Source organism: Mesorhizobium sp. M0938, from assembly GCF_040319125.1.
Classification (GTDB): Bacteria; Pseudomonadota; Alphaproteobacteria; order Rhizobiales; family Rhizobiaceae; genus Mesorhizobium; species Mesorhizobium robiniae.
The window spans coordinates 210,996-236,025 of record NZ_JAMYNS010000004.1 but is presented as its reverse complement, the minus strand read 5'-3'; the positions used below and the strand labels follow the sequence as shown (position 1 = coordinate 236,025).

The 25,030-nt window shown below is 61.6% G+C and carries 27 protein-coding genes; 21 read left to right on the top strand and 6 right to left on the bottom strand.

Features of this window, described 5'->3' with window-relative positions; all coding sequences use genetic code 11:
* Positions 1 to 150 precede the first annotated feature (150 nt).
* The 6 genes from NKH73_RS08740 to NKH73_RS08715 all read left to right on the top strand — a co-directional run bounded on the left by NKH73_RS08740 (position 151) and on the right by NKH73_RS08715 (position 4,699).
* Positions 151 to 1,185, top strand: coding sequence for a cysteine synthase A (locus tag NKH73_RS08740; RefSeq protein ID WP_352930373.1), 1,035 nt, complete (start codon positions 151 to 153; stop codon positions 1,183 to 1,185).
* The gene (locus NKH73_RS08735; RefSeq protein ID WP_352930371.1) at positions 1,185 to 1,928 is read left to right on the top strand and encodes an alanyl-tRNA editing protein; all 744 of its coding nucleotides are present in this window, start codon (positions 1,185 to 1,187) and stop codon (positions 1,926 to 1,928) included. Before NKH73_RS08740 ends, NKH73_RS08735 begins: the two co-directional genes overlap by 1 nt.
* A 36-nt stretch (positions 1,929 to 1,964) precedes the next feature.
* Positions 1,965 to 2,816 carry a 3-mercaptopyruvate sulfurtransferase gene (gene sseA, locus NKH73_RS08730; RefSeq protein ID WP_352930369.1) on the top strand — a complete coding sequence of 284 codons (852 nt, stop codon included), beginning with the start codon at positions 1,965 to 1,967 and terminating at the stop codon, positions 2,814 to 2,816.
* Between the two features lie 5 nt (positions 2,817 to 2,821).
* A complete protein-coding gene (locus NKH73_RS08725; protein ID WP_352930367.1) occupies positions 2,822 to 3,385 on the top strand; it encodes a GNAT family N-acetyltransferase in 564 nt (187 codons plus the stop codon).
* A 98-nt stretch (positions 3,386 to 3,483) separates the two neighbouring features.
* On the top strand, positions 3,484 to 4,041 hold the full coding sequence (locus NKH73_RS08720; protein ID WP_352930365.1) for an OmpA family protein: 558 nt from the start codon (positions 3,484 to 3,486) through the stop codon (positions 4,039 to 4,041).
* A 190-nt stretch (positions 4,042 to 4,231) separates the two neighbouring features.
* Positions 4,232 to 4,699 (top strand): DUF1203 domain-containing protein, encoded by a 468-nt coding sequence (locus tag NKH73_RS08715; RefSeq protein WP_352930363.1) that lies wholly within the window; start codon positions 4,232 to 4,234, stop codon positions 4,697 to 4,699.
* A 210-nt stretch (positions 4,700 to 4,909) separates the two neighbouring features.
* Here NKH73_RS08715 and NKH73_RS08710 read toward each other — a convergent pair whose 3' ends face one another.
* On the bottom strand, positions 4,910 to 6,208 hold the full coding sequence (locus NKH73_RS08710; RefSeq protein ID WP_352930756.1) for an outer membrane protein: 1,299 nt from the start codon (positions 6,206 to 6,208) through the stop codon (positions 4,910 to 4,912).
* 200 nt (positions 6,209 to 6,408) lie between these two features.
* Complete coding sequence (ald, locus tag NKH73_RS08705) at positions 6,409 to 7,524, bottom strand: alanine dehydrogenase (RefSeq protein ID WP_352930361.1); 1,116 nt, start codon at positions 7,522 to 7,524, stop codon at positions 6,409 to 6,411.
* 157 nt (positions 7,525 to 7,681) lie between these two features.
* Between ald and NKH73_RS08700 the strand changes: the two genes are divergently transcribed.
* Positions 7,682 to 8,155 (top strand): Lrp/AsnC family transcriptional regulator, encoded by a 474-nt coding sequence (locus tag NKH73_RS08700; protein ID WP_352930359.1) that lies wholly within the window; start codon positions 7,682 to 7,684, stop codon positions 8,153 to 8,155.
* On the opposite strand, the gene NKH73_RS08695 is transcribed toward NKH73_RS08700, so the two are convergent.
* Positions 8,152 to 8,754 (bottom strand): 5-formyltetrahydrofolate cyclo-ligase, encoded by a 603-nt coding sequence (locus NKH73_RS08695; RefSeq protein WP_352930754.1) that lies wholly within the window; start codon positions 8,752 to 8,754, stop codon positions 8,152 to 8,154. The two genes, NKH73_RS08700 and NKH73_RS08695, sit on opposite strands and share 4 nt — an antisense overlap.
* A gap of 254 nt (positions 8,755 to 9,008) precedes the next feature.
* Here NKH73_RS08695 and NKH73_RS08690 point away from each other — a divergent pair, with 254 nt between their 5' ends.
* A complete protein-coding gene (locus NKH73_RS08690; protein ID WP_352930357.1) occupies positions 9,009 to 10,274 on the top strand; it encodes an NAD(P)/FAD-dependent oxidoreductase in 1,266 nt (421 codons plus the stop codon).
* A 150-nt stretch (positions 10,275 to 10,424) separates the two neighbouring features.
* On the opposite strand, the gene NKH73_RS08685 is transcribed toward NKH73_RS08690, so the two are convergent.
* Both NKH73_RS08685 and NKH73_RS08680 read right to left on the bottom strand, forming a co-directional pair.
* Positions 10,425 to 11,414, bottom strand: a complete 990-nt coding sequence (locus tag NKH73_RS08685) for a glycerophosphodiester phosphodiesterase family protein (protein ID WP_352930355.1) — start codon at positions 11,412 to 11,414, stop codon at positions 10,425 to 10,427.
* Positions 11,415 to 11,522: 108 nt separating this feature from the next.
* Positions 11,523 to 12,779, bottom strand: coding sequence for a class I SAM-dependent methyltransferase (locus NKH73_RS08680; RefSeq protein WP_352930353.1), 1,257 nt, complete (start codon positions 12,777 to 12,779; stop codon positions 11,523 to 11,525).
* A gap of 306 nt (positions 12,780 to 13,085) precedes the next feature.
* Between NKH73_RS08680 and NKH73_RS08675 the strand changes: the two genes are divergently transcribed.
* Both NKH73_RS08675 and NKH73_RS08670 read left to right on the top strand, forming a co-directional pair.
* Positions 13,086 to 13,220 (top strand): hypothetical protein, encoded by a 135-nt coding sequence (locus NKH73_RS08675; protein WP_352930351.1) that lies wholly within the window; start codon positions 13,086 to 13,088, stop codon positions 13,218 to 13,220.
* 103 nt (positions 13,221 to 13,323) lie between these two features.
* Positions 13,324 to 13,614, top strand: coding sequence for a Dabb family protein (locus NKH73_RS08670; RefSeq protein ID WP_352930349.1), 291 nt, complete (start codon positions 13,324 to 13,326; stop codon positions 13,612 to 13,614).
* A 27-nt stretch (positions 13,615 to 13,641) separates the two neighbouring features.
* On the opposite strand, the gene NKH73_RS08665 is transcribed toward NKH73_RS08670, so the two are convergent.
* Complete coding sequence (locus NKH73_RS08665) at positions 13,642 to 13,767, bottom strand: hypothetical protein (protein ID WP_352930347.1); 126 nt, start codon at positions 13,765 to 13,767, stop codon at positions 13,642 to 13,644.
* 141 nt (positions 13,768 to 13,908) lie between these two features.
* Between NKH73_RS08665 and NKH73_RS08660 the strand changes: the two genes are divergently transcribed.
* The 11 genes from NKH73_RS08660 (at position 13,909) to lpdA (ending at position 24,978) form a co-directional block, all read left to right on the top strand.
* Positions 13,909 to 14,829 carry a VOC family protein gene (locus tag NKH73_RS08660; RefSeq protein ID WP_502893874.1) on the top strand — a complete coding sequence of 307 codons (921 nt, stop codon included), beginning with the start codon at positions 13,909 to 13,911 and terminating at the stop codon, positions 14,827 to 14,829.
* Positions 14,826 to 15,656, top strand: coding sequence for a 3-deoxy-8-phosphooctulonate synthase (gene kdsA, locus NKH73_RS08655; RefSeq protein ID WP_352930343.1), 831 nt, complete (start codon positions 14,826 to 14,828; stop codon positions 15,654 to 15,656). The genes NKH73_RS08660 and kdsA overlap by 4 nt, the downstream gene beginning before the upstream one ends.
* A gap of 213 nt (positions 15,657 to 15,869) precedes the next feature.
* Positions 15,870 to 16,235, top strand: coding sequence for a PRC-barrel domain-containing protein (locus tag NKH73_RS08650; RefSeq protein WP_352930342.1), 366 nt, complete (start codon positions 15,870 to 15,872; stop codon positions 16,233 to 16,235).
* Between the two features lie 394 nt (positions 16,236 to 16,629).
* Complete coding sequence (gene eno, locus NKH73_RS08645; RefSeq protein ID WP_095488607.1) at positions 16,630 to 17,904, top strand: phosphopyruvate hydratase; 1,275 nt, start codon at positions 16,630 to 16,632, stop codon at positions 17,902 to 17,904.
* A 186-nt stretch (positions 17,905 to 18,090) separates the two neighbouring features.
* A complete protein-coding gene (locus NKH73_RS08640) occupies positions 18,091 to 18,414 on the top strand; it encodes an FtsB family cell division protein (protein ID WP_352930339.1) in 324 nt (107 codons plus the stop codon).
* A gap of 171 nt (positions 18,415 to 18,585) precedes the next feature.
* Positions 18,586 to 19,632, top strand: coding sequence for a pyruvate dehydrogenase (acetyl-transferring) E1 component subunit alpha (pdhA, locus tag NKH73_RS08635; protein ID WP_352930337.1), 1,047 nt, complete (start codon positions 18,586 to 18,588; stop codon positions 19,630 to 19,632).
* Between the two features lie 15 nt (positions 19,633 to 19,647).
* Positions 19,648 to 21,069, top strand: a complete 1,422-nt coding sequence (locus NKH73_RS08630) for a pyruvate dehydrogenase complex E1 component subunit beta (protein WP_352930335.1) — start codon at positions 19,648 to 19,650, stop codon at positions 21,067 to 21,069.
* Positions 21,070 to 21,073: 4 nt separating this feature from the next.
* A complete protein-coding gene (locus NKH73_RS08625; RefSeq protein ID WP_352930333.1) occupies positions 21,074 to 21,274 on the top strand; it encodes a DUF5076 domain-containing protein in 201 nt (66 codons plus the stop codon).
* Between the two features lie 103 nt (positions 21,275 to 21,377).
* Complete coding sequence (locus tag NKH73_RS08620) at positions 21,378 to 22,745, top strand: pyruvate dehydrogenase complex dihydrolipoamide acetyltransferase (protein ID WP_352930331.1); 1,368 nt, start codon at positions 21,378 to 21,380, stop codon at positions 22,743 to 22,745.
* A 136-nt stretch (positions 22,746 to 22,881) separates the two neighbouring features.
* The gene (locus NKH73_RS08615; protein ID WP_352930329.1) at positions 22,882 to 23,520 is read left to right on the top strand and encodes an SGNH/GDSL hydrolase family protein; all 639 of its coding nucleotides are present in this window, start codon (positions 22,882 to 22,884) and stop codon (positions 23,518 to 23,520) included.
* Between the two features lie 12 nt (positions 23,521 to 23,532).
* The gene (gene lpdA / locus NKH73_RS08610; protein WP_352930327.1) at positions 23,533 to 24,978 is read left to right on the top strand and encodes a dihydrolipoyl dehydrogenase; all 1,446 of its coding nucleotides are present in this window, start codon (positions 23,533 to 23,535) and stop codon (positions 24,976 to 24,978) included.
* Positions 24,979 to 25,030: the final 52 nt, after the last annotated feature.

Sequence of the window (25,030 nt, the reverse complement as noted above, 5' to 3'; positions counted from 1 at the left end):
TTTTCAGCGCGAGCTTCAAATGAATACCGGAACGCGACGTCTGCTTTCAGAAAATTGCACCCCAGAAATGCCGCTGGACCAGACAAATTCTTGCCTTGAAACCGAAGCTTCGGGTTTCTAGGGTTCCGCCGCAAGCATAAAGGAATCTCCATGCCCCGTTCTGTGATCGAAGCGATCGGCAACACACCTCTGATTCGCCTCAACAAAGCCTCGGAAGAAACCGGCTGCGAGATCCTGGGCAAGGCCGAATTCATGAATCCGGGCCAGTCGGTCAAGGACCGCGCCGGGCTGTTCATCATCCGCGACGCCGAGCGGCGCGGGCTCTTGAGGCCGGGCGGGGTCATCGTCGAGGGAACGGCCGGCAACACCGGTATCGGACTGACGCTGGTCGCCAAGGCACTTGGTTATCGCACCGTGATCGTCATTCCCGAGACGCAGAGCCAGGAGAAGAAGGACACGATCAAATTGCTCGGCGCCGAGCTGATCGAAGTGCCTGCCGTTCCCTACAAGAACCCTAACAATTATGTGAAACTGTCGGGTCGTCTGGCCGAGCAGATGGCGAGGTCCGAGCCGAACGGCGCGATCTGGGCCAATCAGTTCGATAACGTCGCCAACCGGGACGGCCACACCCGCACTACGGCGGAAGAAATCTGGACCCAGACCGGCGGCAAGGTCGATGGCTTCGTTTCCGCCGTCGGGTCTGGCGGAACGCTGGCCGGCGTTGCGCTCGGGCTGAAGGCCAAAAACAAGGACGTGAAGGTCGCGCTCGCCGATCCGCTGGGTGCCGCGCTTTTTAGTTTTTACACCAGTGGTGAGCTGAAATCGGAAGGCAGCTCGATCACCGAAGGCATCGGGCAGGGGCGGATCACCGCCAATCTGGAAGGGTTCACGCCGGATTTCTCGTTCCAGATTCCGGACGAGGATGCGCTGCCGATCGTCTTCGACCTGATCCAGGAGGAGGGCCTGTGCGTCGGCGGCTCAACCGGCATCAACATTGCCGGCGCGATCCGGTTGGCGCGTGAAATGGGTCCCGGCCACACCATCGTGACCGTGCTTTGCGACTACGGCACGCGCTATCAGTCGAAATTGTTCAACCCGGAATTTCTGCGCCAAAAGAAACTGCCGGTGCCGGGTTGGATGGAACAGCGAAGCACAATTTCGGTGCCGTTCGAAAAGGTGGCGTGATGGCTTACAGGACGGATGCCCTGTTTCGCGACGACGCCTATCTCAGGACGGCCGATGCCGTCGTTGTTGCCGTCAACGACCATGGCGGCGTCATTTTGGACCGGACGATCTTCTATGCCACGTCGGGCGGGCAACCGGGCGATACGGGGACCTTGGAACGCGCCGACGGCAGCCTGATTGCTGTTGCAGCCACCATTACCGGCGAGACCAAGGACGAGATCATCCACGTGCCGCCACCGGGGCAGGCGGTGCTTGAGGTCGGTGAGCCGATTAAGCTCGCTGTCGATTGGGAGAGGCGGCATCTGCTGATGCGCATGCACACAGCCTGTCATTTGCTCACCGTCGCCTGCCCGTTCCCGATCACCGGCGCCTCGGTTTCCGAGGACGACAGCCGCGTCGACTTCGATATTCCGGATGCCGGCTTCACTAGGGAAGACGTGACGGCCAGGCTGATGGAGCTGGTGCGGGCCGACCACCCGGTCTTTATCAGGCTAATCACCGACGAGGAACTGGCGGCCAATCCAGGACTGGTGAAATCCAAGAATGTTCGGCCACCCGTCGGCACCGGCAAGATCCGCCTGGTCTGCATCGGCGAAAACGCCTCGATCGACAGCCAGCCTTGCGGCGGCACCCATGTGAAGAGCACTGGAGAAGTCGGCGAGATCCATATTGGCAAAATCGAGAAGAAGGGTCGCGAAAACCGGCGCTTCCGAATACGCTTTGGTCCGATGCCCACGGCTTGATATATAGATTGCCAAAGGCGGGGCAGGAGAAGAAAAATGGCCGAAGACAGTCCTTTCACCGTCGATGCGGACTGGTTGCAGAAGCGCCTCGGCGAGCCTGGCCTGACCATCGTCGATGCCTCGTGGTATCTGCCGGCACAGAAGCGCGACGCGCGCGCCGAATACGATGCAGCGCACATCCCAAACGCCCGTTTCCTGGACCAGGATGCGATCTCGGATCCCGATTCCCCGCTGCCGCACACATTGCCTTCGCCGCAGCATTTCGCCCAATATGTCGGCGCCATGGGTGTTTCGGCCGACGACACGATCGTCGTCTACGACGGTCCGGGTTTTTTCTCGGCGCCGCGCGCCTGGTGGATGTTCCGCGTCATGGGCGTGTTCCAAGTCTACATATTGGACGGCGGCTTCGACCGCTGGAAGGCAGACGGACGGCCGGTGACGTCGGAGCCGACAAAGATCGCGCCTGGGGTGTTCCATGCCGACTTTGATGCCGCTCGCGTCGCCAGCCTTACCGACATGCGTCGGATCGTCGAGACCGGGGAAAGCCAGATCGCCGATGCACGTTCGCCTGGCCGGTTTGCCGGTACCGAGCCTGAACCTCGCGCCGGCATCCGTTCAGGCCACATGCCCGGCGCGCACAATGTGCCGGTTGCGGCACTTGCCGAGAACGGCGAATTGCTGTCGAAAGAGCGTTTGCGCAAGGTGATCGAGGACGCCGGCATCGACCTGTCGAAGCCGGTTATCACCTCTTGCGGCTCAGGCATCACCGCGGCAGCGATCACGCTGGCGCTCGAGTCGCTCGGCCATACCGACAATAGGCTCTACGACGGCTCATGGACCGAATGGGGCGGGCTTGGCGATACGCCCGTGGTGACGGGCAAGGACTGACGGTGATGGAAAACGGAGCGGTTGAGGACATCGAGGTCACGGTGACGTTTCTCGAAATGCATGTGCCGCCGGCCTATTCGCCGCCGCTGCCGTACAACCGCCAGATCGCGTTGCTGAAGACCAAGGACATTCCGCTGCATTTCTACCGCTATTTGATGGATCGGGTGGGCCGCAAATGGCACTGGGTCAACGTGCTGCGGCTGAGCGACGAGGAGTTGTCCGCAGGCATCCACCGCGAGGACCGCGACATAAGGGTGCTGTATCTGGATGGCGCGCCGGCCGGTTTCTTCGACCTCAAGCCGCATCTGCCGGAGGAAGTGGAACTCGCCTATTTCGGTATGATGGAGCACGCGACCGGGCAAGGCATCGGCCGCTGGTTCCTCGGTGCGGCGATCGCCGCCGCCTGGTCGCACGGCCCAAGGCGGGTGACGGTTCAGACCTGCACGCTCGATCATCCGGCGGCACTGCCGCTTTACCAGAAACTCGGCTTTGCGCCGGTGGCGCAAAAGAAGGAGATCGTTCATCCAATGGCCTTCGCCGAGCGGGCGGCCAGTGTCATGCGACCGTGATTTCTCCCGAAAACTGAACTTGTTGTTCATCAATGCTTCAGCTTGTCTTTGCCATCTTGCCGGAATGATCAATGCGGCCGAGGCCGAAGGAGAAAGACATGCTGACCCGACGCAGATTTGCCGCCGCGCTGATTGCGGCACTTGCCGTGCCGACCGTTGCCGCCGCCCAGGCGACCACGCCTTCGGCAGCGACGATCGAGCGTCAGCTCGAGGCAGCGCCCCGAGTTAAGCTGCGCCCGAACCAGCGTGTCACCATCCGCGAATTCAAGAGGCGGCCGGACCTGCGGCGCATGGCCCGTTCGATCGATATCCAGTCGATCAATTTCGCGTTTGGCTCGGCAGCCATTTCCAGCTCGCAATACGGCAAGATCGAAAACGTCGCCGATGCGCTTCAGCGCATCCTGCGGCGCGATCCCGGTGCCCGCGTGCTGATCGAAGGCCATACCGACGCGGTTGGCTCCTTCCAGTCGAACCAGATCCTGTCCGAACGGCGCGCCGCCTCGCTGAAGCGCACCCTGGTGCGCGAATTCGGCGTGCCGGGCTATGCACTTGAAACTGTCGGCTACGGCGAGGAGTTTCTGCTGGTGCAAACGCAGAACGAGAATTGGCGCAATCGCCGGGTGACGCTGCGCCGCTTCGACGACTTCATCCGCTGAGCTTTCCGAAAAACCGCATTGGCGGCCATCTGAAGGCCTCTTCTGCGCTTCGGGTGCCATGGAGCTGGCCGGGATCACAGGGCTGGTGCACCGTCTGATGCCCTGATAGACCGATCCAGATTGGCAGGAATCGGGTGGAAGCGCTGGCGCAGCGGCGTAATTTCCGATCGACGACACCGGAGATTTCGCCATGGCCATCCAGTTCAAAGCCTTGCCCACTGAAGATGTCAGAGCCTTGCAGCGCGGCGGGCCGGACGCCTACGGCCTGACACCGGAGCGGAAAATATCCGATGGTGACGGCGTGCCTTGCCGCCACTGCCTGAACAACGTGGCCGCCGGCGATGTCTATCTTATCCTGGCCTACCGGCCATTCCCGGAATTGCAGCCTTATGCCGAAACCGGGCCGATCTTCCTGCACGCCGAGGAATGCGAGCGCGCTGCCGAGGTCGAGGCGCTTCCCGAAATGCTCGAAAGCACCGACTACATCGTGCGTGGCTACGGCAAGGACGACCGCATCGTCTATGGCAGCGGCGGCGTCATCTCAACGGGCGCTATCGCTGCGCGGGCAGAGGCTTTGTTCGAGCGCGATGACATCGCCTATGTGCATGTCCGCTCGGCGCGCAACAATTGCTATCAGTGCCGGATCGAGCGCGCGTAACGATCCGGCGGTATTCAGCTGTCGTACGCCTGTCGCAATGTCGCGTTAGAAAAGCATCGTCGATCGATTTGCCGACCGCGGATGAACCGGCGGGAAGTCTCGACATCCGAGGAAGCGGGGCTTTGGCTCCGCTTTTTTGTTGCCCACACCTCCGCCCAAAGAAAAACCCGCCGGAATGACCGACGGGCTTTGACTGTTATCTGGACCGTTTTAGTTGAACTTGTACTTCGCACCGATGCGAACGGTGTGGAACGAAGGCGTGGAGGTGAGAGTGTCATCCGCCAACCCGATATCCGACGAAAAATCCTTCTCGGAGAACTGCGAATAGCGGTATTCGAGGCCGACGGTCACATTGCTGGACATAGCCGTTTCCAGACCGGCACCAACTGAGAAGCCGCTGGAGTCCCAATCGAGGATATCGCCGATGGGTGAGGACGCATTCAGATCGAAGTGCTGCCAGCTGTAGCCGCCGAGAACATAGGCGAGGGTTGATTTGTTGACTTTCATACCGACACGAGCAAGCACGTCGAAACCGTAATCAGTATCCAGATTGACGGATCCGCCTCCGAGATCCAACTCCGTGGTCATGCCGGAGTAGCGGGCGTCAACCATGACACCTGCCACCCAGCTGCCGAAATCATGGTCGTAGCCGACATTCAATTCGCCGAACACGCCTTCGCCGCCGAGCCCGTTGAACTCTAGGCCGCCAAGCGGCGGAACTTCGATCTGGTGCACCGACGCACCCGCACCGGCGGCGCCGCCGACGTAGAAGCCCGTCCAGTTGTAGGCAGGGGCCTCAAAAGAGGCGACGCCGCCATTCTGGGCGCCAAAGCGATAGTTGGCCGCAACCTGGAACGTATGCCGCGAGGTGTCCGTGTCGAGAACGCCGTCTGGTATATCGAACTCGGAAAGAATGTTCTGAGTACCGAAGCGGGTATAGCGATATTCTGACTTGATGGTCCAGTTGCTGTTGATGGCCGTTTCAACGCCAGCACCGACGAAGTAGCCGCTCTGGTCCCAATCGAAGTCGAAGCCTGCGTTCGTGTCGAGCTTGTACTTCTGCCAGGAATAGCCGCCGAGCACATAGCCCAAAGTGTTTGGGGTGAAGAGATAGCCAACCCGCAAACCAGCGTCGAAACCATAGGTCTCGCGGATCGAAGCATCCAATCCAGCAACATCGAGCGTGGTTTCAATGTTGCCGATATGGGCGTCCAAAAGTCCGCCGATCAGGAAGCGCGGCGACACCATGTAGTCGTAGCCGACGGTCAATTCACCATACACGCCTTCACCGCCAATGCCGTTCAGCGAGAAGCCAGGAAGGAAATCGCTGCTGAGCTCGTGGACATTGGCGCCGGCGCCAACGCCAAAGCCGACATAGATGCCACTCCAGTTGAAGCCCGATGTCTCGACGACCGGCACAACTGCGTCGGCGGCATGAGAAACCGATCCGAGCGCCAGAACGGAAACCGCGCCAAGAAGAACAGATTTTGCGAATCTTTTGTGGATCATTGCCCCTACCCCTTTGAAACCCAGCACGTCTCTAGCAGAAGCTCATGCTGGCCGCTGTAACAAAAAAGTCACGGGAGCAGCGGATTGCAAGCAAGGCGAGCAAACCGGTCAGCGAACCGCAAATCGTGAAATTCTGCTTGGGGAAAAACAGAGCCGCCGAGGGCGTCGGCGGCTCTGTCGGGAGAGGGATCAGCGGCGATTCAGGCGGCGAGGACGGCCTTCGGCTCAACCAATTCATAGCCGAGTGCTTCGGCCACCGCCCGGTTGGTGATCTTGCCCTTGTGGACATTCAGCCCATTGCGCAGATGATGATCGTCGATCAGCGCCTTCAGGCCCTTGTCGGCGAGCTGCAGGCCGTAATGCAGCGTCGCGTTGTTGAGCGCATGGGCCGAGGTGACCGGCACCGCGCCAGGCATGTTGGCGACGCAATAATGGATGACGCCGTCGACCTCATAGGTCGGTTCGGCATGGGTGGTGGCATGCGAAGTCTCGAAGCAGCCGCCCTGGTCGATGGCGACGTCGACCAGCACGGAACCTTTCTTCATGCCCGACAGCATCTCGCGCGAGACGAGTTTTGGCGCGGCGGCACCTGGGATCAGCACGGCGCCGACCACGATGTCGGCCGAAAAACACTCCTCTTCCAGCGCCTCGACGGTCGAGTAGCGGGTGTGGACGCGGCCGCCGAAGATATCGTCCAGCTGGCGCAGGCGCGGGATCGAGCGGTCGATGATGGTAACGTCGGCGCCAAGGCCGGCCGCCATCCGGGCGGCATGCAGGCCGACGACGCCGCCGCCGAGCACAGTGACCTTGCCGGGCAATACGCCGGGTACACCGCCGAGCAGCACGCCGCGGCCGCCATTGGCCTTCTGCAGGGCGGCAGCGCCGGCCTGGATCGACAGCCGGCCGGCGACTTCCGACATCGGCGCCAGCAGCGGCAGGCCGCCGCGGTCGTCAGTGACGGTCTCGTAGGCGATGGCCGTCACGCCCGAGGCCAGCAGGCCCTTGGTCTGCTCCGGGTCCGGCGCGAGATGGAGATAGGTGTAGAGGATCTGGCCGTCGCGAAGCTGAACCCATTCGTTGGGCTGCGGCTCCTTGACTTTGACGATCATGTCGGACTTGGCAAACACGTCGGCGGCTGTCTTGGCGATGATGGCGCCAGCGGCGCGATAAGCGTTGTCGTCGGCGCCGATGCCGGCGCCAGCACCGGTCTCGACCAGCACCTCATGGCCATGCGCGACATATTCACGGACCGAACCTGGCGTCAGACCAACGCGGTATTCGTGGTTCTTGATTTCCCGGGGGCAGCCGACGCGCATGTTTTTCTCCTGATCCAGCCCTTTTGGGGCGTGTTCCCTGTTTAGAGATAGTGAACCACGAATCGCCCCGTAAGTGTTTGCGAATGCGCTTGCGCAGAAAGGCGCGGCTCGATAATCGTTGCGCAAAATAGCTTGATTGTCGCAGGAATCCCGAAAAATGCCGCTCGACAGGATCGATATCGCCATTCTCGAAGCGCTGCAGAAAGATGGACGCATACCCAATGCGGCGCTCGCCGAGAAGGTCGGCCTGTCGCAGTCGGCCTGCTCGCGGCGGCTGGACAATCTGGAGAAATCCGGAACCATCCGCGGCTACCACGCCAGGCTTTCCAATGCCGCGCTTGGCCACCAGATGACGGCGATCGTGCATATATCGCTGTCGGGACAGTTTGAAAAGACGCTGTCGGATTTCGAGGCGGCGATCAAACGTTGCCCGAATGTCCTGTCCTGCCACCTGATGTCGGGCGAATACGACTACATCCTGCGCATCGCTGCGAAGGATCTGGTCGACTATGAGCGCATCCACAAGGAGTGGCTGTCGGCGATGCCGCATGTGACAAAAATCAATTCGTCCTTCGCCTTGCGAGAGATCGTCGACCGGACGGCTGTGGGGATGAAGCCGGAACTTGCCTAAGCCTCGAAGACCTCCGTCACCACCCGGCTCATCGGGATATCATGCGGCTGCGGGTAAATGGTGGGGATGCGCTGCAGCTCGTAGCCGACACCGATGACCAGCGGCTTGAATGGCATCGCCGCCAAGGTGCGGTCGAAGAAGCCGCCGCCATAGCCCAGGCGATAGCAGGCCGGATCGATGCCGACGATCGGCGAAATGACGATGTCGGGCAGCACCGGATCGCCTTCAGCCGGGATCGGGATATTCCAGACACCTTTTTCCAGCCGATCGCCCGGAACGTAGGCACGAAAGATAAGCGGGCGGGCTTTCTCAATGACAACAGGCAGTGCGGTACGGCCGCCGCGCTCATTGACGGAAGTCATCCAGGCCCGCAGATCCGGCTCGCCGCGGAACGGCCAGTAGAGGCTGACCATGCGCCCGGCAATGTCGCCGATCACGGCATCAAGCCCTTCGGCGATGCGCTGTGACATTGCCGTTCGTACGTCAGCGGGGACGGCAAGGCGGGCCGCAATCAGCCGTTCGCGTTCGGCCTTGCGCCAACGTCTTACGTCAGTCCAGTCGGATAGTGGCGCGTGGAATTCCGGGTCTAGCTCATGCATGAAGCAAGGCGGCGAGGCGTATTGCGCCGGACTGTCGTCATGATCGCTGTCCACGTTCCAACTCCTGTCGTCTGTTTCGTTGAAATTATACCCCGTGGCAGGACAGGGCATGTACATTCGCGACATCCTCGGGCGGACAGTCGGCAAAGCCGGGCGTTGTTGCGGTGCACAAAAGTATCTACATAAGTCTTGGCGAAACTGCTCTCCTGGCCAACCTGCTCTCCCGGCCAACTTGATCTCCCGGAGTGAATGAGATGAACCAATCCAGCCATCATGTCGTGGTCGTCGGGGCGGGTTTTGGAGGGCTCGAATTCACCCGCGCGCTTGACGATGCGCCGGTGCGCATCACCATGATCGACAAGCGCAACCACCATCTCTTCCAGCCGCTGCTCTACCAGGTGGCGACCACGGCGCTGGCGACCTCGGAAGTCGCCTGGCCGATCCGCCATCTTCTGCGCAAGCGCAAGGACGTGACGACGCTGCTCGCCACGGTCAGAGGTGTTGATCGTGTCGGCAAACGCGTACTGCTCGATGATGGCAATGCGGTTGCCTACGACACGCTGCTGCTGGCTACCGGCGCCCGCCACGCCTATTTCGGCCATGACGAATGGGAGCCTTTCGCACCGGGACTGAAGACGCTGGAGGACGCCACCACCATTCGACGGCGCATTCTGCTCGCTTTCGAGCAGGCTGAGCGGGAATCCGACCCCGCCAAGCGCCAGGCGCTGCTTACGCTGGCGATCGTCGGCGGCGGACCTACCGGCGTGGAACTGGCCGGTACTATTGTCGAACTGGCGCACGACACGCTGCGCGGCGAGTTCCGCAACATCGACACGCGGCAAACGCGCGTGGTGCTGATCGAGGCCGGCGACCGCGTCCTTCCCAATTTCGCCCCGGAACTGTCCGATTACGCCAGCAAGGCGCTCGAGCGGCTCGGGGTGACGGTCGAACTCGGCCGGCCCGTCACGCGCTGCGATGCCGAGGGCGTCGTTTTCGGTGATACGCACCTGCCGGCCAGGACTATCCTGTGGGCAGCAGGCGTTGCCGCCTCACCGGCCGCCGAGTGGCTGGGGGCGGCGGCGGACCGCGCGGGCAGGGTGCTGGTCGAGCCCGACCTGACCGTGCCGGGCAGCCCGGAGATTTTCGTCGTCGGTGACGCTGCGCACGTCTTGCGGCCGGATGGCCGCATGGTGCCGGGCGTAGCACCTGCCGCCAAGCAGCAGGGCCGGCATGTCGCCGCCACGATCAAGGCCCGGCTTGCCGGCGACGCGACCCCGAGGCCTTTCCGTTACAAGCATGACGGCGATCTGGCGACGATCGGCAAGCGCGCCGCCGCGATCGATTTCGGCTGGATCAAGCTTACCGGCCGGCTTGCCTGGTGGCTGTGGGGCCTGGCGCATATCTACTTCCTGATCGGCTTCCGTAACCGGCTTGCGGTTTCGCTGAGCTGGCTATGGATCTACGTGACAGGTCAGCGCAGCGCGCGACTGATCACTCAAGGTGACGACGACAGGAGCTGACGTCTCCGCCCGCGCATATTCATTCGCACGTCATCTGTTTGCTATCTCGGCAGCCAAAGCGCGATCAACCGGTCGGTTGACCTCTTTGAAGACGAAGCTTGTGCACTCGCTCAACCCCATGTCACCACCAGGTGGTGTGGGTTTGTCCTTTCACGTCGGCGGTGCGAAACGCTGCTTGATCACGGGCATGATCAGATCCAGCGCATCCGTGGAAATGCCGCCGGAATAGCCGTCCGGCAACTGGTCGATCAGTTCGGGATCGTCGAGCCCTTGCGAAAAGCCGCCGCCGGCATAGGGGCCGAGCAGGTAGATGCGGGTGTCGACGCCGTCCATGCGATCGAGAAAACGGTCGGGCCAGCCCCACAACCATCGGGCGATGTTGATCGGGATGAGCAGGGTGTCCTGCCGGCAGGCCTCCGGGACATAGCCGCTCCAGCCGAGCGCTGCGTAACGCAGGATACATTGGGTCAGCGATGCGCGGCTCAGCGTATGCATGTCCGGCAGCGCCGCCTTGACCGCCGCGATCGGCCTGTCGCCGCCATACACTGTCAAGCCGGCGCGCTCGGCTGGCGCCAGCGTGGCGAGCCAGGCGGCTAACGTCTCGCCCTCTTTGGGGTCGTTGCTCTTGATGTTGATGTTGAAGCGACGGTCCGGGAAGTGCTGCAGGACCTCGTCCAGCGATGGCATCATGCCGATGCCTTTGCCGCGAAACGGAAAGGTCTTGCCACCATCCGCCGTATAGCCATAGCCGACATCGAGCGCCCTCAACTCGGACATGGCATGGGCGCGCGTTTCTCCCTTGCCTTCAGTGCGGCAATCCAGCGTCCAGTCGTGGAAGACGGCGAATTTGCCGTCCGTAGTAGGGTGGACGTCGAGTTCGAGCGCGTCCGCGCCAAGCGCGAAGGCGGCTTCCATCGAGGGGATCGTGTTTTCAAGGAAAGAATGGCGTGGCGGCAGCATGCGTTCGGCCGTGCAAGTGTCGGGGCCAAGATCCTTGCGGTCGAAATCCTGGGCCATGCCGCGATGGGCAAGCACCGCCGGCGTGCCGGCCGGACGGCTCGACAGCAGCGAGCTGTTGTTAAGCCAGATGCCGCTCGCAGCGACAAGAATGGCAACGAGGAAGATCGTCCGTTTGTGCATGATGTGATTCCAATTCTTGGCGCCGCATCTTGCGTCGGGATCGGACTTTTTCACGGCAGCCAGATGATTGCGTGGCCGCAAATCAAGCGGTGATGTCGCCGAACTGCGCTAAGCCTTGTAGACCACCTGGCGGACATCGATGTAGCTGGCGCGGAAGCCGGCTTCGCAATAGTGCAGGTAAAACTCCCAGAGCTTCTTGAAGCGGTCGTCGAAACCGAGCGGCACGATCTTTTCCCATGACGCCCAGAAGCGGTGGCGCCATTCGGCGAGTGTGCGGGCGTAGTCGTCCGGGAAAATGCGCTCGCGCAGATGAGCGAGGCCATGGTCTTTACCGAGCGTTTTCAGGATCGACGGCGTCGGCAGCATGCCGCCCGGGAAGACGTAACGCTGGATGAAATCCGGCCGCGCACGATAGGTGTCGTAAGCCTTCTCATTGATGGTGATGATCTGCAAGCCGGCGGTGCCGCCAGGCCGCAGGCAATCCTTCATCTTGCCGAAAAACACCGGCCAGTATTTTTCGCCGACCGCCTCGAACATCTCGATCGAGGCTATGCGGTCGTAGGTGCCGGTCTCGTCGCGATAGTCCTGCAGCTTGATGTCGACCTTGTCGGCAAGTCCAGCCTTCTGGACGCGCGCTCTGGCGAAATCATGCTGCTCGCGGCTGATGGTCAATCCGGTGACGCGGCAGCCGATCTCGCGCGCGGCGAATTCGGCAAAGCCGCCCCAGCCGCAACCGATTTCCAGCACGTGGTCTTTCGCGCCGATGCCCGTGTCCTTGGCCAGCGCGCGATACTTGGCGGCTTGCGCGCTTTCCAGATCGTTGGCGCCAGCCGCATAAAGTGCCGACGAATAGGTCATGCTCGGATCCAGCCATTCCCTGTAAAAGGCGTTGCCGAGATCGTAATGCGCCGAAATGTTGCGCTTCGAGCCGGTGCGGGTGTTTTGGTTGAACCAGTGGCGGACACGCTGGGCGGCGTTGATCAGCCAGCTGGCGCCGCCGGCGATGCGCTCTCCGATTTCCGAATTGACCACGAACAGTTCCAGGAAACTGGTCACGTCGGGACTGTCCCAATCGCCGTCCATGTAGGACTCGGCAATGCCGATAGTGCCGCCGGTGAAGGCGCGGCCGAGTAAGCGCCAGTTCTTGAGCACCAGTTCGGCGTCCGGACCTGGCGCCTTGCCGCCGACGAGCACGGCGCGGCCGTCCGGCATCCTCACCTTGAGCGAGCCGCGCGGCAGGTTCATCGCCGCCGACAACACCATGCGCGCCTTGGCCGGCAGGCCTTTTACTGTTTCGGCGAAATTGAATTCGTCCAGCCTGACAGCGTCGCCCGACGCAACGCTGGTGCCTTCCTTATGAGCCATGTCACGCCCCCGGACTTCTGCGGAGCCGGCTTAAGTGGCCAGTTCCACACTCTGACGCAGTTCATTCGCCGGGGCGCGATGGCCGCTCCCGATGAATCCCCACCATAGTCTTTCACGTCCTCGACGCGAACTTCAAGGGGCAGGCGAGGAACTGACTGTGCCAAGCGGCGGCGTTCCGGGCTTTCGGGTGTCCAACGCGGACATTTCACCACGGCAAAGCGAGAAAGATCGGCGAGGTTCGGAGAGAGCGCCGACCAGCGCCGAAATCACTATGGCTGTAGCCATTGCCATGCGATAGTTTTCGCCATGCGTTATGTTATCGTCATTTGCGCCATCACGTTCTTCCTGATCTGGGACGGGCTCTACAATCAGGGCCGCTATCTCGACACCACGGTCAGGGAGATAACGCGTACCGTGCGCCACATCACCAGCCTGGTGTAGATTTCCTTTCCCGCTCGACGCGTGCCGCCGCGACATCGTTGCCGGTTGACGCGACCGCTTTGCCCACACAGAACACGCTTGCACATCGATCGAGGAGGCTGGGTTGATCCGGCATATCGTTTTCTTCAGCGCGCGGCACAAAGAGGATGTCGAGGCCGTACGCACGGGTTTGCTGGCGCTGGGCAACATCCCGCATTCCCGTCTTTTCGAAGTGACGCTCAACACCAAGGTCGATCCGCTTTCGGACGAGATCGACGTGGTCGTCTATGCCGAGTTCGAGGATGATGCCGCTTTGGCCGCCTACAAGGCGCATCCGCTCTATGCCGAGACGACCAGCCAGGTCAAACCGTTGCGCGAATTGCGATATTCGGCAGATGTCGTGGCGGCGCCCTGAAGGGAGAAGCGACCGAACGCGCGTCGCTTATTCTGTCTGAGCGGCGGTCGGTTCGGTCAGATCGGCGCCAGGCCGCTTCGGCGCGTTCCAGACCAGCATGGCAAGGACAGCCATTGCGACGACCGCTGCCCCTACGAACAGTGTCTTTCTCATTTGGATCACGTAGGTTGATTTCCAGCGGCGGCAAGTATTCAGGGGCTCGCGTACCGATGCCGCGCAATCGGCAATCTGGATCCTGGCGGTGTCAGGCGAAGCTCTTGAACCAACCTCCAGAATGATGCACACCGCGCCGGCATGACCGAGACAATGCCAGCAGGCACTCATTCGCCGAGCGCTTATCCGCTAAGCCCCTATCCGCTTGACCATCTTGTGCTGCCTACCGCGAGCCTCGATGGGGCACGGGCGCGGCTCAATTCGCTTGGTTTTGTCGTGGCGCCGACCGGCATCCATCCTTTCGGGACGGAAAACTGCTGCGTCTTCCTTGAAGACGGCACCTATCTCGAGCCGCTGGCGGTGGGCAACGCGCAAGCGGCGGCGAAAGCGATTGCGGACGGCAACGTCTTCGTCACGCGCGATCGCGCCTATCGCGACAAGCGCGGCGACGAGGGATTTTCCGCGCTTGTCCTGGGCACCGGAAATGCGGATGCCGATCATATGCGCTATGTCGAAGCCGGCTTGTCGGCCGGAGACATGCTGAGCTTTTCGCGCGCCTTCGCTGACGCAGCTGGAAAGAGCGACACAGCATCGTTCAAACTGGCCTTCGCCTCGGGTGCCGGGGCGAAAGACGCATTCCTGTTCGCTTGCGAGCGGATCAATGCGCCGAAAGTGGACCGCACCGCATTGCAGGCCCATGCCAATGGCGCAGTCGGCATCATCGAAGTCGTGGCGGTCAGCGACCAGCCATCCGAACAGCATCGATTGATTTCGATCGCGGCGCGCAGTCCCGCGTCCAGACAGGGGAGCACCGCGATGGGCCTGCCGAACGCGACCTTGACCCTGCTTGACCCCGCTGCTTTCGAAGCGCGGTTCGGCATACCTGCCGGCGCGCCATCGAAACTCCGCTTCGCGGCGGTGGTCTTTTCAGTTCGCCGCGCAGACACGGTCGCAAGGCTGCTTGCAGCCTATTCCGTCGAACACGACATACGCGGCAATGATATTGTCGTGCAGCCGGCACCCGGACAGGGTGCGGCCTTTATCTTCCGGGAGATCGCATGAGCAAGCCCAATTCGTCCGTAGCCGTCGGCAATGTCGTCTTCGGCAACACCGCGCCGCTGTCGCTGATTGCCGGCCCGTGCCAGCTTGAGTCGCGCCAGCACGCCTTCGATATGGCTGGCGCACTGAAGGAACTGACTGAGAAGCTGGGGCTGGGTCTCGTCTACAAGACCAGCTACGACAAGGCCAACCGCACCTCGCTTGGCGGCACGCGCGGCGCCGGGCTCGATGCGGCGCTGCCGGTCTTCGACGATCTGCGCAAGGCGTTTTCGCTGCCGATCCTTACCGATATCCACACCGAGGAACAGTGCGCGGTCATGGCGCCGCATGTCGATATCCTGCAGATTCCGGCTTTCCTCAGCCGCCAGACCGATCTCCTGATTGCGGCGGCAAGAACCGGCAAGGTCGTCAATGTGAAGAAGGGCCAGTTCCTCGCGCCGTGGGACATGAAGAACGTCGTCGCCAAGATCACTGGTTCCGGCAACGCCAACGTGCTGGTTACCGAGCGCGGTGCGTCCTTCGGCTACAACACACTGGTGTCCGATATGCGCGCCCTGCCGATTATGGCCGAGATCGGCGCACCGGTTATTTTCGACGCCACGCATTCCGTGCAGCAGCCGGGCGGGCAGGGCGGCTCTACGGGTGGTGATCGGCGCTTTGTCGAGACGCTGGCGCGCGCCGCGGTTGCGGTCGGTGTCGCGGGTGTCTTCATCGAGACGCACCAGGATCCCGACAACGCACCCTCCGATGGCCCCAATATGGTGCCGCTGAAGGATCTTCCCGCCCTGCTTGAAAGGCTGATGGCATTTGACCACGTCGCCAAGAGCTGAGCATGCCCAGGATCCTAAGTCTCGCCTCCCTCTAAACTTGTGACCAGCGGGTGGAATCACTTGGCATCGTAGGAAATGCGGCTAAAACAAATAGATAGAGCGGGATGCCCAGCTCAATTTGAACACATCGAGCTCTAGCGTCGAAAAGTCTGGAACCTTCATCCGCGCCCCTCATTGTCAAGCATAGCGTCAACGACAACGAGGAGTACATAAATGACAACCCAGACCGGACACACTGAAGCCATCGCTGCCTCGCGGGTCATCGGCACATCCGTCTACAACACCGAAGGCACGCATATCGGCGACATCGAAGACGTGATGCTCGACAAATTGTCGAACGGCATCATGTTTGCCGTGATCGGCTTTGGCGGATTTCTCGGCATCGGCGAGAAGTATCACGCCATTCCGTGGGCGACCCTCGACTATGACGAGGACAAGGGCGGCTACGTCGTGCCGTTCACCAAGGAGCAGCTGAAGGCTGCTCCCGCCTATTCTATCAACGAACTGACGGGCGCCGACGGCGAGGCCGCGCGTGACGCTTCATATAGCTACTATAGGGTCGAGCCTTATTGGCATTGACCTTGACCTGCCGGAATCAAAAGGCCCTCGGTTTTCAACCGAGGGCCTTTTTCTGCAGGATATCTACTCCGCCGCTTGAAGGGTCGACAACTCTACCGCGCCTTGTTGAGGCTGCTGAGTGTCACACGACGTCAGAAACGCCGCCGCGATCAGGAACAAACTCACGATACCGCTCAACTGAGACATGGCGAAACTCCTCCAGTTTCGCCCCGCGCAGCTGCGAGCATAAACCAGAAAGCCGCATGCCGCCAAGACTTATGATGACAGCAATTTTTGCTCTGTGAACCGGCATGGCGGAGGTGGTGGCAATATTTGCCGACGCCCCGATTGCGTTTTGCAGCACTTTGGCTAAGACGTGCCCGACGCTTCGTCAGATCAAATCGGGGACATCGCTATGACCGCCATCATCGACATTGTCGGGCGTGAAATCCTGGACAGCCGCGGAAACCCGACCGTCGAGGTCGACGTCGTGCTCGAAGACGGCTCAATGGGCCGCGCAGCGGTTCCCTCTGGCGCTTCGACCGGCGCACATGAGGCAGTCGAGCTGCGCGACGGCGGCGCCCGTTATCTCGGCAAGGGCGTCCTGCGAGCGGTAGAGGCCGTCAATGGCGAGCTGTTCGAGGCGATTGGCGGCATGGAGGCCGAGAACCAGATCCACATCGACCAGACCATGATCGAGCTCGACGGCACGCCCAACAAGAGCCGGCTCGGCGCCAATGCCATCCTCGGCGTGTCGCTGGCAGTGGCAAAGGCTGCTGCGGAAGCGGCAGGCCTGCCGCTCTATCGCTATGTCGGCGGCACCAAGGCGCATGTGCTTCCGGTGCCGATGATGAACATCATCAACGGTGGGGCGCACGCCGACAATCCGATCGACTTCCAGGAATTCATGATCCTGCCGATCGGTGCGCCGACACTGCGTGACGGCGTGCGCTGGGGCTCGGAAATCTTCCATACGTTGAGGAAGCGGCTGAAGGACGCCGGCCATAACACCAATGTCGGTGACGAGGGCGGCTTCGCTCCCAACCTGAAAAGCGCGCCCGCTGCGCTCGATTTCATCATGGAATCGATCGAGCAGGCCGGCTTCAAACCGGGCGAAGAGGTTGCGCTCGGCCTCGACTGCGCCGCGACCGAATTCTTCAAGGACGGCAATTACGTCTATGAAGGCGAGAAGAAGACCCGCGATCCCAAGACCCAGGCCAAATATCTGGCCAAGCTCGCCGCCGACTATCCGATCATCACGATCGAGGACGGGCTGGCCGAAGACGACTGGGACGGCTGGAAAACGCTGACCGATCTCATCGGCAAGAAGACCCAGCTGGTCGGCGACGATCTGTTCGTCACCAACACGGCGCGGCTGCGCGACGGCATCCGCATGGGCGTCGCCAATTCGATCCTGGTCAAGGTCAATCAGATCGGCTCACTGACCGAAACGCTCGACGCCGTCGAGACCGCGCACAAGGCCGGCTATACCGCTGTCATGTCGCATCGCTCGGGCGAAACCGAGGATTCGACCATCGCAGATCTCGCCGTTGCCACCAATTGCGGGCAGATCAAGACAGGTTCGCTGTCGCGCTCCGATCGCATGGCCAAGTACAACCAGCTCATCCGCATTGAGGAAGAGCTCGGCAAGCAGGCGCTCTATGCCGGCAAGTCGATCGTCAAAGGCTGAGCCTACAGAAATATCCGGAATGAGAAGGCGGGGTATTCCCCGCCTTTTTGCTTTCAACATCGCCAAATCCGGCTGCCCGTAACCGTCCATTAAGCACAATCGGGCGAGAAAGGGGCTAGGTCACAGAGTGTTAGAGCGTCCTTTGCGCGTCCAAGAGGATGCGCGGCAGTCTAAGGGGTTTGGATCATGTGGACACGTCAGCACAAGCAGAGAAATACCGGGCGGCTGATCATTCCTTCGCTCTGCGTGGCGTTCCTGGCCTATTTCGGCTTCCACGCCTATCACGGTGAATTCGGCATCTATTCCAAATACCGGTTGGAAGCCGAAACCGTCGACCTGCAAGGTAAGCTCGATGTCGTCAAGGCGCGCCGGCTCGACCTGCAGCGGCGCGTTCAGCTCCTGCATCAGGGCACGCTGGAGAAGGACATGCTTGACGAGCAGGCGCGCAAGGCGCTCAATATGTCCCATGCCGACGAAATCACCATCATGTTACCGGCTGCGGCGAGATAATCATATTTCAGTTAATCGCAAATATTTTCAATGATTTTAATCGCTTAGACGCATGTCAGCCATGCATTTTCAGCATGGCGAAACGCCTTCTCGCGTGTTAGCCTCCCCAAAATCGGTGGGGAGAACTGATCTCCCTCAGTGTCCGCAAGAGACGCCAACAGGGAGTGATGCATGGCCACCGCCGCCAGAAAAGCGCCTGCCAAATCCAAATCCAGATCCGATGGCAAATCGGCGGGGCTTTCAGCCCCCAAGCCTGTCGACTTTACCAAGCAAGAGGAGCTTGACGCCTACCGGCGCATGCTGCTCATCCGCCGCTTCGAGGAAAAGGCCGGCCAGCTCTACGGCATGGGCTTCATCGGCGGCTTCTGCCATCTCTATATAGGCCAGGAAGCAGTCGTCACCGGCATGAAGATGGCGCTGGTCGATGGCGACCAGATGATCACCGCCTACCGCGACCATGGTCACATGCTGGCGATGGAACTGTCGCCCCGCGGCGTCATGGCCGAATTGACGGGCCGCCGCGGCGGCTTGTCCAGGGGCAAGGGCGGCTCCATGCACATGTTCTCCAAGGAGAAGCATTTTTACGGCGGCCACGGCATTGTCGGCGCGCAGGTTTCGCTCGGTACGGGCCTCGCTTTCGCCAACCGCTATCGCGGCAACAACAATGTGACGCTGACCTATTTCGGCGACGGCGCCGCCAATCAGGGCCAGGTCTATGAAAGCTTCAACATGGCATCGCTGTGGAAGCTGCCGGTGATCTACATCATCGAGAACAACCGCTATGCCATGGGCACCTCGGTGTCGCGTTCGTCGGCCGAGACGGATTTTTCGCACCGCGGCGCCTCCTTCAAGATCCCCGGCATTCAGGTCGATGGCATGGATGTTCGCGCAGTCAAGGCAGCCGGCGATCTGGCCACCGAATGGTGCCGCGCCGGCAAGGGGCCGCTGATCCTCGAAATGCAGACCTACCGCTACCGCGGCCACTCGATGTCCGATCCGGCAAAGTACCGCTCCAAGGAAGAAGTACAGAAGATGCGCTCAGAGCGTGACCCGATCGAGCAGGTCAAGGCGCGCCTGATCGACAAGAAGTGGGCCGATGAGGATGAGCTCAAGGCCGTCGACAAGGAGGTTCGCGACATCGTCGCCGACGCTGCCGAATTTGCCCAGAATGACGCAGAGCCGGATCCCTCCGAGCTCTGGACCGACATTGTACTGTAACGGGAGGGCAAGGACATGCCGATCGAAATTCTCATGCCCGCTCTCTCGCCGACGATGGAAGAGGGCAATGTTTCCAAGTGGTTGAAGAAAGAGGGTGACAAGGTCGCCGCCGGTGACGTTCTCGCCGAGATCGAGACCGACAAGGCAACGATGGAAGTCGAGGCCGTCGACGAAGGCACGCTGGCCAAGATCGTAGTTCCAGCCGGCACCGAAGGCGTCAAGGTCAATGCAGTGATCGCCGTGCTCGCCGTTGATGGCGAGGACATCGACAAGGCAGGCGAAGGCGTCGGCGAAGAAGAACCTGCCAAAGCTGAAACCGCAACCACGGAGCCGGCCAAGGCTGAAACGGCAGCGCCCGCGGCTGCGCCGGCCAAGAGCGAGGCAGCAGCACCTGCTGCGGCCGCGCCGAGAACTGAAATTGCCGCCGATCCGGACATCCCGGCTGGCACGGAAATGGTCTCGACCACGGTACGCGAGGCGTTGCGCGACGCGATGGCCGAGGAGATGCGCCGCGATGGCGACGTCTTCGTCATGGGCGAGGAGGTCGCCGAGTACCAGGGCGCCTACAAGATCACGCAAGGGCTGCTGCAGGAATTCGGGGCGCGACGCGTCGTCGACACGCCGATCACCGAGCACGGTTTTGCCGGCGTCGGCGTCGGCGCGGCGATGGCCGGCCTGAAACCGATCGTGGAGTTCATGACCTTCAACTTCGCCATGCAGGCGATCGACCAGATCATCAACTCCGCCGCCAAGACGCTGTACATGTCCGGTGGCCAGATGGGCGCACCGATCGTCTTTCGTGGGCCGAACGGCGCGGCTGCCCGCGTCGCCGCCCAGCATTCGCAGTGCTATGCCGCCTGGTACAGCCACATTCCCGGTCTGAAAGTGGTGATGCCATACACCGCCGCCGACGCCAAGGGATTGCTGAAGGCCGCGATCCGCGACCCGAACCCGATTATCTTCCTCGAAAATGAAATCCTCTATGGCCACTCCTTCGACGTGCCGAAGATGGATGATTTCGTGCTGCCGATCGGCAAGGCGCGCATCCATAAATCAGGCAAGGATGTCACCATCGTCTCCTTCGGCATCGGCATGACCTATGCGATCAAGGCCGAGGCCGAGTTGCGCGGGATGGGCATCGATGCCGAGATCATCGACCTCAGGACCATCCGTCCGCTCGATTTCGACACCATCATCGCCTCGGTCAAGAAGACCAACCGGCTGGTCGTGGTCGAGGAAGGCTTTCCGCAGAACTCGGTCGGCGACCACATCGCCAACCAGGTGTCGCAGCGCGCCTTCGACTTCCTCGATGCACCTGTCATCACCATTGCCGGCAAGGACGTGCCGATGCCCTATGCGGCGAACCTCGAAAAGCTGGCGCTGCCCAATGTCGCGGAAGTCATAGAGGCGGTGAAAGTCGTGACGTACCGGGGTTAACGAGATGTCGCGCGAACTAGAAGTTTCCGCGGAGGTCGTCGAGAACAGCGAATTCGATGAAATACTCCGCGTCTGGATTGGTTCGGACGCGGTCGTCACGATGCAAGACCTCTTTGGACCAAACGCTCACAACTGGGGCATGGTGCTCGCTGATGTCGGCAATGCACATAGCCAGGATGAGACTGGAAAAAGATGGCATCCCTGAAATCGAGACGCTTCAGGCATTGGAAGAAGGCTATCGAGGCAGAATGTCGGAGCAGTTCAATATCCAGCACCGTTCGCTAACCGGGCGGAACTGAGGAGGAAAAATGCCGATCAACATCACCATGCCGGCCCTCTCGCCCACGATGGAAGAGGGCAATCTGTCCAAATGGCTCGTCAAGGAGGGCGACAAGGTTTCGCCGGGCGACGTGATCGCCGAGATCGAGACCGACAAGGCAACGATGGAAGTCGAAGCTGTTGATGAGGGCACGGTCGCCAAGCTGGTCGTTGCGGCCGGCACCGAAGGCGTCAAAGTCAACGCGCTGATCGCCGTGCTTGCGGCTGAGGGCGAGGATGCGGCGGCGGCCGCAAAGAGCGGTGACGGCGCTGCGCCGGCAAAGGCCGAGGCTCCGAAAGCGGATGCCCCCAAAGCTGAAACGCCAAAACCCGAAGCGTCGAAACCGGAACCTGCCGCCGCACCTGCGCCCAAGGCGGAAGCGGCTCCGGTCGCCAATGGCCATGCAAGCGGTGAGCGCACCTTTGCCTCGCCACTGGCCCGCCGCATCGCCCGGGAAGCCGGCGTCGACGTCTCCGCGGTGACCGGCTCCGGCCCGCATGGCCGCGTCGTCAAGGCCGATGTGGATGCAGCGATTTCCGGTGGTGGCGCCAAGGGACCCGCTGCTAAAGCGCCGCCCGCCGGCGCTCCGGCTGTCGCAGCCAAGCCAATGGCGGACGACCAGGTGCTGAAACTGTTCGCCGAAGGCTCCTACGAGCTTGTCCCGCACGACAACATGCGCAAAACCATCGCGCGCCGGCTGGTCGAGGCCACGACCACCATCCCGCATTTCTACCTGACGCTCGACTGCGAGCTCGACGCGCTTCTGGCGCTGCGCACGCAGATCAATGCGGCTGCCCCGGTGAAGAAGACCGACAAGGGCGAAGCGCCGGCCTACAAGCTGTCGGTCAACGACATGGTGATCAAGGCGATGGCGATGGCGCTGATGGCGGTGCCGGACGCCAATGCCTCATGGACCGAAAGCGCCATGGTCAAGCACAAGCATGCCGATGTCGGCGTCGCCGTGTCGATCCCCGGCGGCCTGATCACGCCGATCATCCGCCGTGCCGACGAAAAGACGCTGTCGGTCATCTCGAACGAGATGAAGGACCTTGCCAGCCGTGCCCGCAGCCGCAAGCTGAAGCCGGAGGAATACCAGGGCGGCACCACGGCGGTGTCGAACCTCGGCATGTTCGGCATCAAGGACTTTGCCGCCGTCATCAACCCGCCGCATGCGACGATCCTGGCCGTTGGCGCCGGTGAGCAGCGCGCGGTGGTCAAGAACGGCGAGATCAAGGTCGCCACCATCATGTCAGTGACGCTATCGACCGATCATCGCGCCGTCGACGGTGCGCTCGGCGCCGAACTGCTCGTCGCCTTCAAGCGCATGATCGAAAATCCGATGGGCATGCTGGTCTAGGAAGGAAGAAGGCGGTGCGGAAATTCTTCACCAGCCTTTTTGCCTTCTTCCGCCCCGGCGTGGTGGCAATCATGGTGCAATGGTTGTTGGTGCGCTGGCGCGCCTGGCCGGGCTGTGGCGGGAGCGGAGCGATCGCATGAAGACAATTCTCTGCTATGGCGATTCGCTGACCTGGGGCTATGACACGGCAAGTCTCGACCGCCATCCGCTCGACGATCGCTGGCCGAGCGTGCTGGGGAAGGCGCTGGGCGGCGGTGTTGAGGTCATCGCTGACGGCTTGAACGGTCGCACCACGGCCTTCGACGACCATCTGGCCGGGGCCGACCGCAACGGGGCAAAAGTGCTGCCGACGGTGTTGACGACGCATGCGCCGCTCGACCTGATCATCATCATGCTCGGCGCCAACGACATGAAGCCGTGGATCCATGGCAATCCGGTGGCGGCTAAGCAAGGCATCCGGCGCCTGATCGATATCGTGCGTGGCCATGACTATCCGTTTGATTGGCCGGCGCCGCAGATCCTCGTCGTTTCCCCGCCCGCTGTCAGCCGCACGGAGAATGCCGAATTCAAGGAAATGTTCGCCGGCGGCGACGAGGCGTCGAAGCGGCTGGCGGCGCAATATTCCGCCCTTGCCGACGAGGTCGGCTGCGGCTTCTTCGATGCCGGCACGGTCGCCGAGACCACGCCGCTCGACGGCGTCCATCTCGACGCGGAGAACACGCGGAAGATTGGAAATGCGCTGGCGCCAATCGTGCGCGTCATGCTGGAATTGTGAAGGAGAAGATCCGTGGCTGAGAACTATGACGTCATCATCATCGGCTCCGGCCCCGGCGGCTACGTCACGGCGGTGCGTTCCGCACAACTCGGCTTCAAGACGGCAATCGTCGAGCGCGAGCATCTCGGCGGCATCTGCCTCAACTGGGGCTGCATCCCGACCAAGGCGCTGCTGCGTTCGGCCGAGATCATGCACTATTCGGACCATCTGAAGGACTACGGCTTGAAGCTCGACGGCAAGGTCAGCGTCGACACCGCTGCCGTCGTCGACCGCTCGCGAAAGGTCTCGCTGCGGCTCAACGGCGGCGTTGCCTTCCTGATGAAAAAGAACAAGGTCGATGTGATCTGGGGCGAAGCCAAGCTGACAAAACCGGGTGAGATCGTCGTGTCCAAACCGTCGAAGAAGCCGATGGAGCCGCAGCCGCCGGCGCCCAAGGGCGTCAAGGGCGAGGGCACCTACACCGCCAAGCACATAATCCTGGCCACCGGCGCTAGGCCGCGCGCGCTGCCCGGCATCGAGCCCGACGGCAAACTGATCTGGACCTATTTCGAGGCGATGGTGCCGAAGGAGATGCCGAAATCGCTGCTGGTGATGGGTTCGGGCGCCATCGGCATCGAATTCGCCTCGTTCTACCGCACCATGGGCGCCGAGGTGACCGTGGTCGAACTGCTGCCGGCGGTAATGCCAGTCGAGGACGCCGAGGTCTCGAAATTCGCGCAGAAGCAGTTCGAGAAGCAAGGCATGAAGATCATTCTCGAAGCCAAGGTGACGAAGGTCGAGAAGGGAGCGAACTCGGTCACCGCGCATGTCGAGATGAAGGACGGCAAGGTCGAGAAGATCACCGCCGACCGCATGATCTCCGCGGTCGGCGTGCAGGGCAATATTGAGAATCTCGGCCTCGAAGCGCTCGGCGTGAAGACCGAACGCGGCTGCGTCGTCGTCGACGGCTACGGCAAGACCAATGTGCCCGGCATCTATGCCATCGGCGATGTCGCCGGCCCGCCCATGCTCGCCCACAAGGCTGAGCATGAAGGTGTTGTCTGCGTGGAAAAGATCGCCGATTTCCCCGGCGTACACGCCACTGACAAGCTGAAGATTCCGGGCTGCACCTATTGCAATCCGCAGGTAGCTTCCGTTGGGCTGACCGAAGCGAAAGCGAAAGCCGAGGGCAAGGACATCCGCGTCGGCCGCTTTCAGTTCGCCGCCAACGGCAAGGCCATCGCACTTGGTGAGGACCAGGGCTTCGTCAAGACCATTTTCGACAAGAAAACCGGGCAGTTGCTTGGCGCGCATATGGTTGGCGCCGAAGTGACTGAGCTGATCCAGGGTTTTGTCGTGGCGATGAACCTGGAGACCACTGAGGAAGAATTGATGCACACGATTTTCCCGCACCCAACGCTGTCGGAGATGATGAAGGAAAGCGTCCTTGACGCCTATGGCCGCGCGCTGAACGCATGATAAATCGGCCGCTTGAGACTCAACACGCGAGAGACAAGGAACTCGACGGCAA

What these genes read in the sequence shown, in the direction of transcription:
- NKH73_RS08740 (WP_352930373.1), top strand. Translation starts at nt 151, where the DNA reads ATGCCCCGTTCTGTGATCGAAGCGATCGGCAACACACCTCTGATTCGC.
- NKH73_RS08735 (WP_352930371.1), top strand. Translation starts at nt 1,185, where the DNA reads ATGGCTTACAGGACGGATGCCCTGTTTCGCGACGACGCCTATCTCAGG.
- sseA (WP_352930369.1), top strand. Translation starts at nt 1,965, where the DNA reads ATGGCCGAAGACAGTCCTTTCACCGTCGATGCGGACTGGTTGCAGAAG.
- NKH73_RS08725 (WP_352930367.1), top strand. Translation starts at nt 2,822, where the DNA reads ATGGAAAACGGAGCGGTTGAGGACATCGAGGTCACGGTGACGTTTCTC.
- NKH73_RS08720 (WP_352930365.1), top strand. Translation starts at nt 3,484, where the DNA reads ATGCTGACCCGACGCAGATTTGCCGCCGCGCTGATTGCGGCACTTGCC.
- NKH73_RS08715 (WP_352930363.1), top strand. Translation starts at nt 4,232, where the DNA reads ATGGCCATCCAGTTCAAAGCCTTGCCCACTGAAGATGTCAGAGCCTTG.
- NKH73_RS08710 (WP_352930756.1), bottom strand. Translation starts at nt 6,208, where the DNA reads ATGATCCACAAAAGATTCGCAAAATCTGTTCTTCTTGGCGCGGTTTCC.
- ald (WP_352930361.1), bottom strand. Translation starts at nt 7,524, where the DNA reads ATGCGCGTCGGCTGCCCCCGGGAAATCAAGAACCACGAATACCGCGTT.
- NKH73_RS08700 (WP_352930359.1), top strand. Translation starts at nt 7,682, where the DNA reads ATGCCGCTCGACAGGATCGATATCGCCATTCTCGAAGCGCTGCAGAAA.
- NKH73_RS08695 (WP_352930754.1), bottom strand. Translation starts at nt 8,754, where the DNA reads ATGCATGAGCTAGACCCGGAATTCCACGCGCCACTATCCGACTGGACT.
- NKH73_RS08690 (WP_352930357.1), top strand. Translation starts at nt 9,009, where the DNA reads ATGAACCAATCCAGCCATCATGTCGTGGTCGTCGGGGCGGGTTTTGGA.
- NKH73_RS08685 (WP_352930355.1), bottom strand. Translation starts at nt 11,414, where the DNA reads ATGCACAAACGGACGATCTTCCTCGTTGCCATTCTTGTCGCTGCGAGC.
- NKH73_RS08680 (WP_352930353.1), bottom strand. Translation starts at nt 12,779, where the DNA reads ATGGCTCATAAGGAAGGCACCAGCGTTGCGTCGGGCGACGCTGTCAGG.
- NKH73_RS08675 (WP_352930351.1), top strand. Translation starts at nt 13,086, where the DNA reads ATGCGTTATGTTATCGTCATTTGCGCCATCACGTTCTTCCTGATCTGG.
- NKH73_RS08665 (WP_352930347.1), bottom strand. Translation starts at nt 13,767, where the DNA reads ATGAGAAAGACACTGTTCGTAGGGGCAGCGGTCGTCGCAATGGCTGTC.
- NKH73_RS08660 (WP_502893874.1), top strand. Translation starts at nt 13,909, where the DNA reads ATGACCGAGACAATGCCAGCAGGCACTCATTCGCCGAGCGCTTATCCG.
- kdsA (WP_352930343.1), top strand. Translation starts at nt 14,826, where the DNA reads ATGAGCAAGCCCAATTCGTCCGTAGCCGTCGGCAATGTCGTCTTCGGC.
- NKH73_RS08650 (WP_352930342.1), top strand. Translation starts at nt 15,870, where the DNA reads ATGACAACCCAGACCGGACACACTGAAGCCATCGCTGCCTCGCGGGTC.
- eno (WP_095488607.1), top strand. Translation starts at nt 16,630, where the DNA reads ATGACCGCCATCATCGACATTGTCGGGCGTGAAATCCTGGACAGCCGC.
- NKH73_RS08640 (WP_352930339.1), top strand. Translation starts at nt 18,091, where the DNA reads ATGTGGACACGTCAGCACAAGCAGAGAAATACCGGGCGGCTGATCATT.
- pdhA (WP_352930337.1), top strand. Translation starts at nt 18,586, where the DNA reads ATGGCCACCGCCGCCAGAAAAGCGCCTGCCAAATCCAAATCCAGATCC.
- NKH73_RS08630 (WP_352930335.1), top strand. Translation starts at nt 19,648, where the DNA reads ATGCCGATCGAAATTCTCATGCCCGCTCTCTCGCCGACGATGGAAGAG.
- NKH73_RS08625 (WP_352930333.1), top strand. Translation starts at nt 21,074, where the DNA reads ATGTCGCGCGAACTAGAAGTTTCCGCGGAGGTCGTCGAGAACAGCGAA.
- NKH73_RS08620 (WP_352930331.1), top strand. Translation starts at nt 21,378, where the DNA reads ATGCCGATCAACATCACCATGCCGGCCCTCTCGCCCACGATGGAAGAG.
- NKH73_RS08615 (WP_352930329.1), top strand. Translation starts at nt 22,882, where the DNA reads ATGAAGACAATTCTCTGCTATGGCGATTCGCTGACCTGGGGCTATGAC.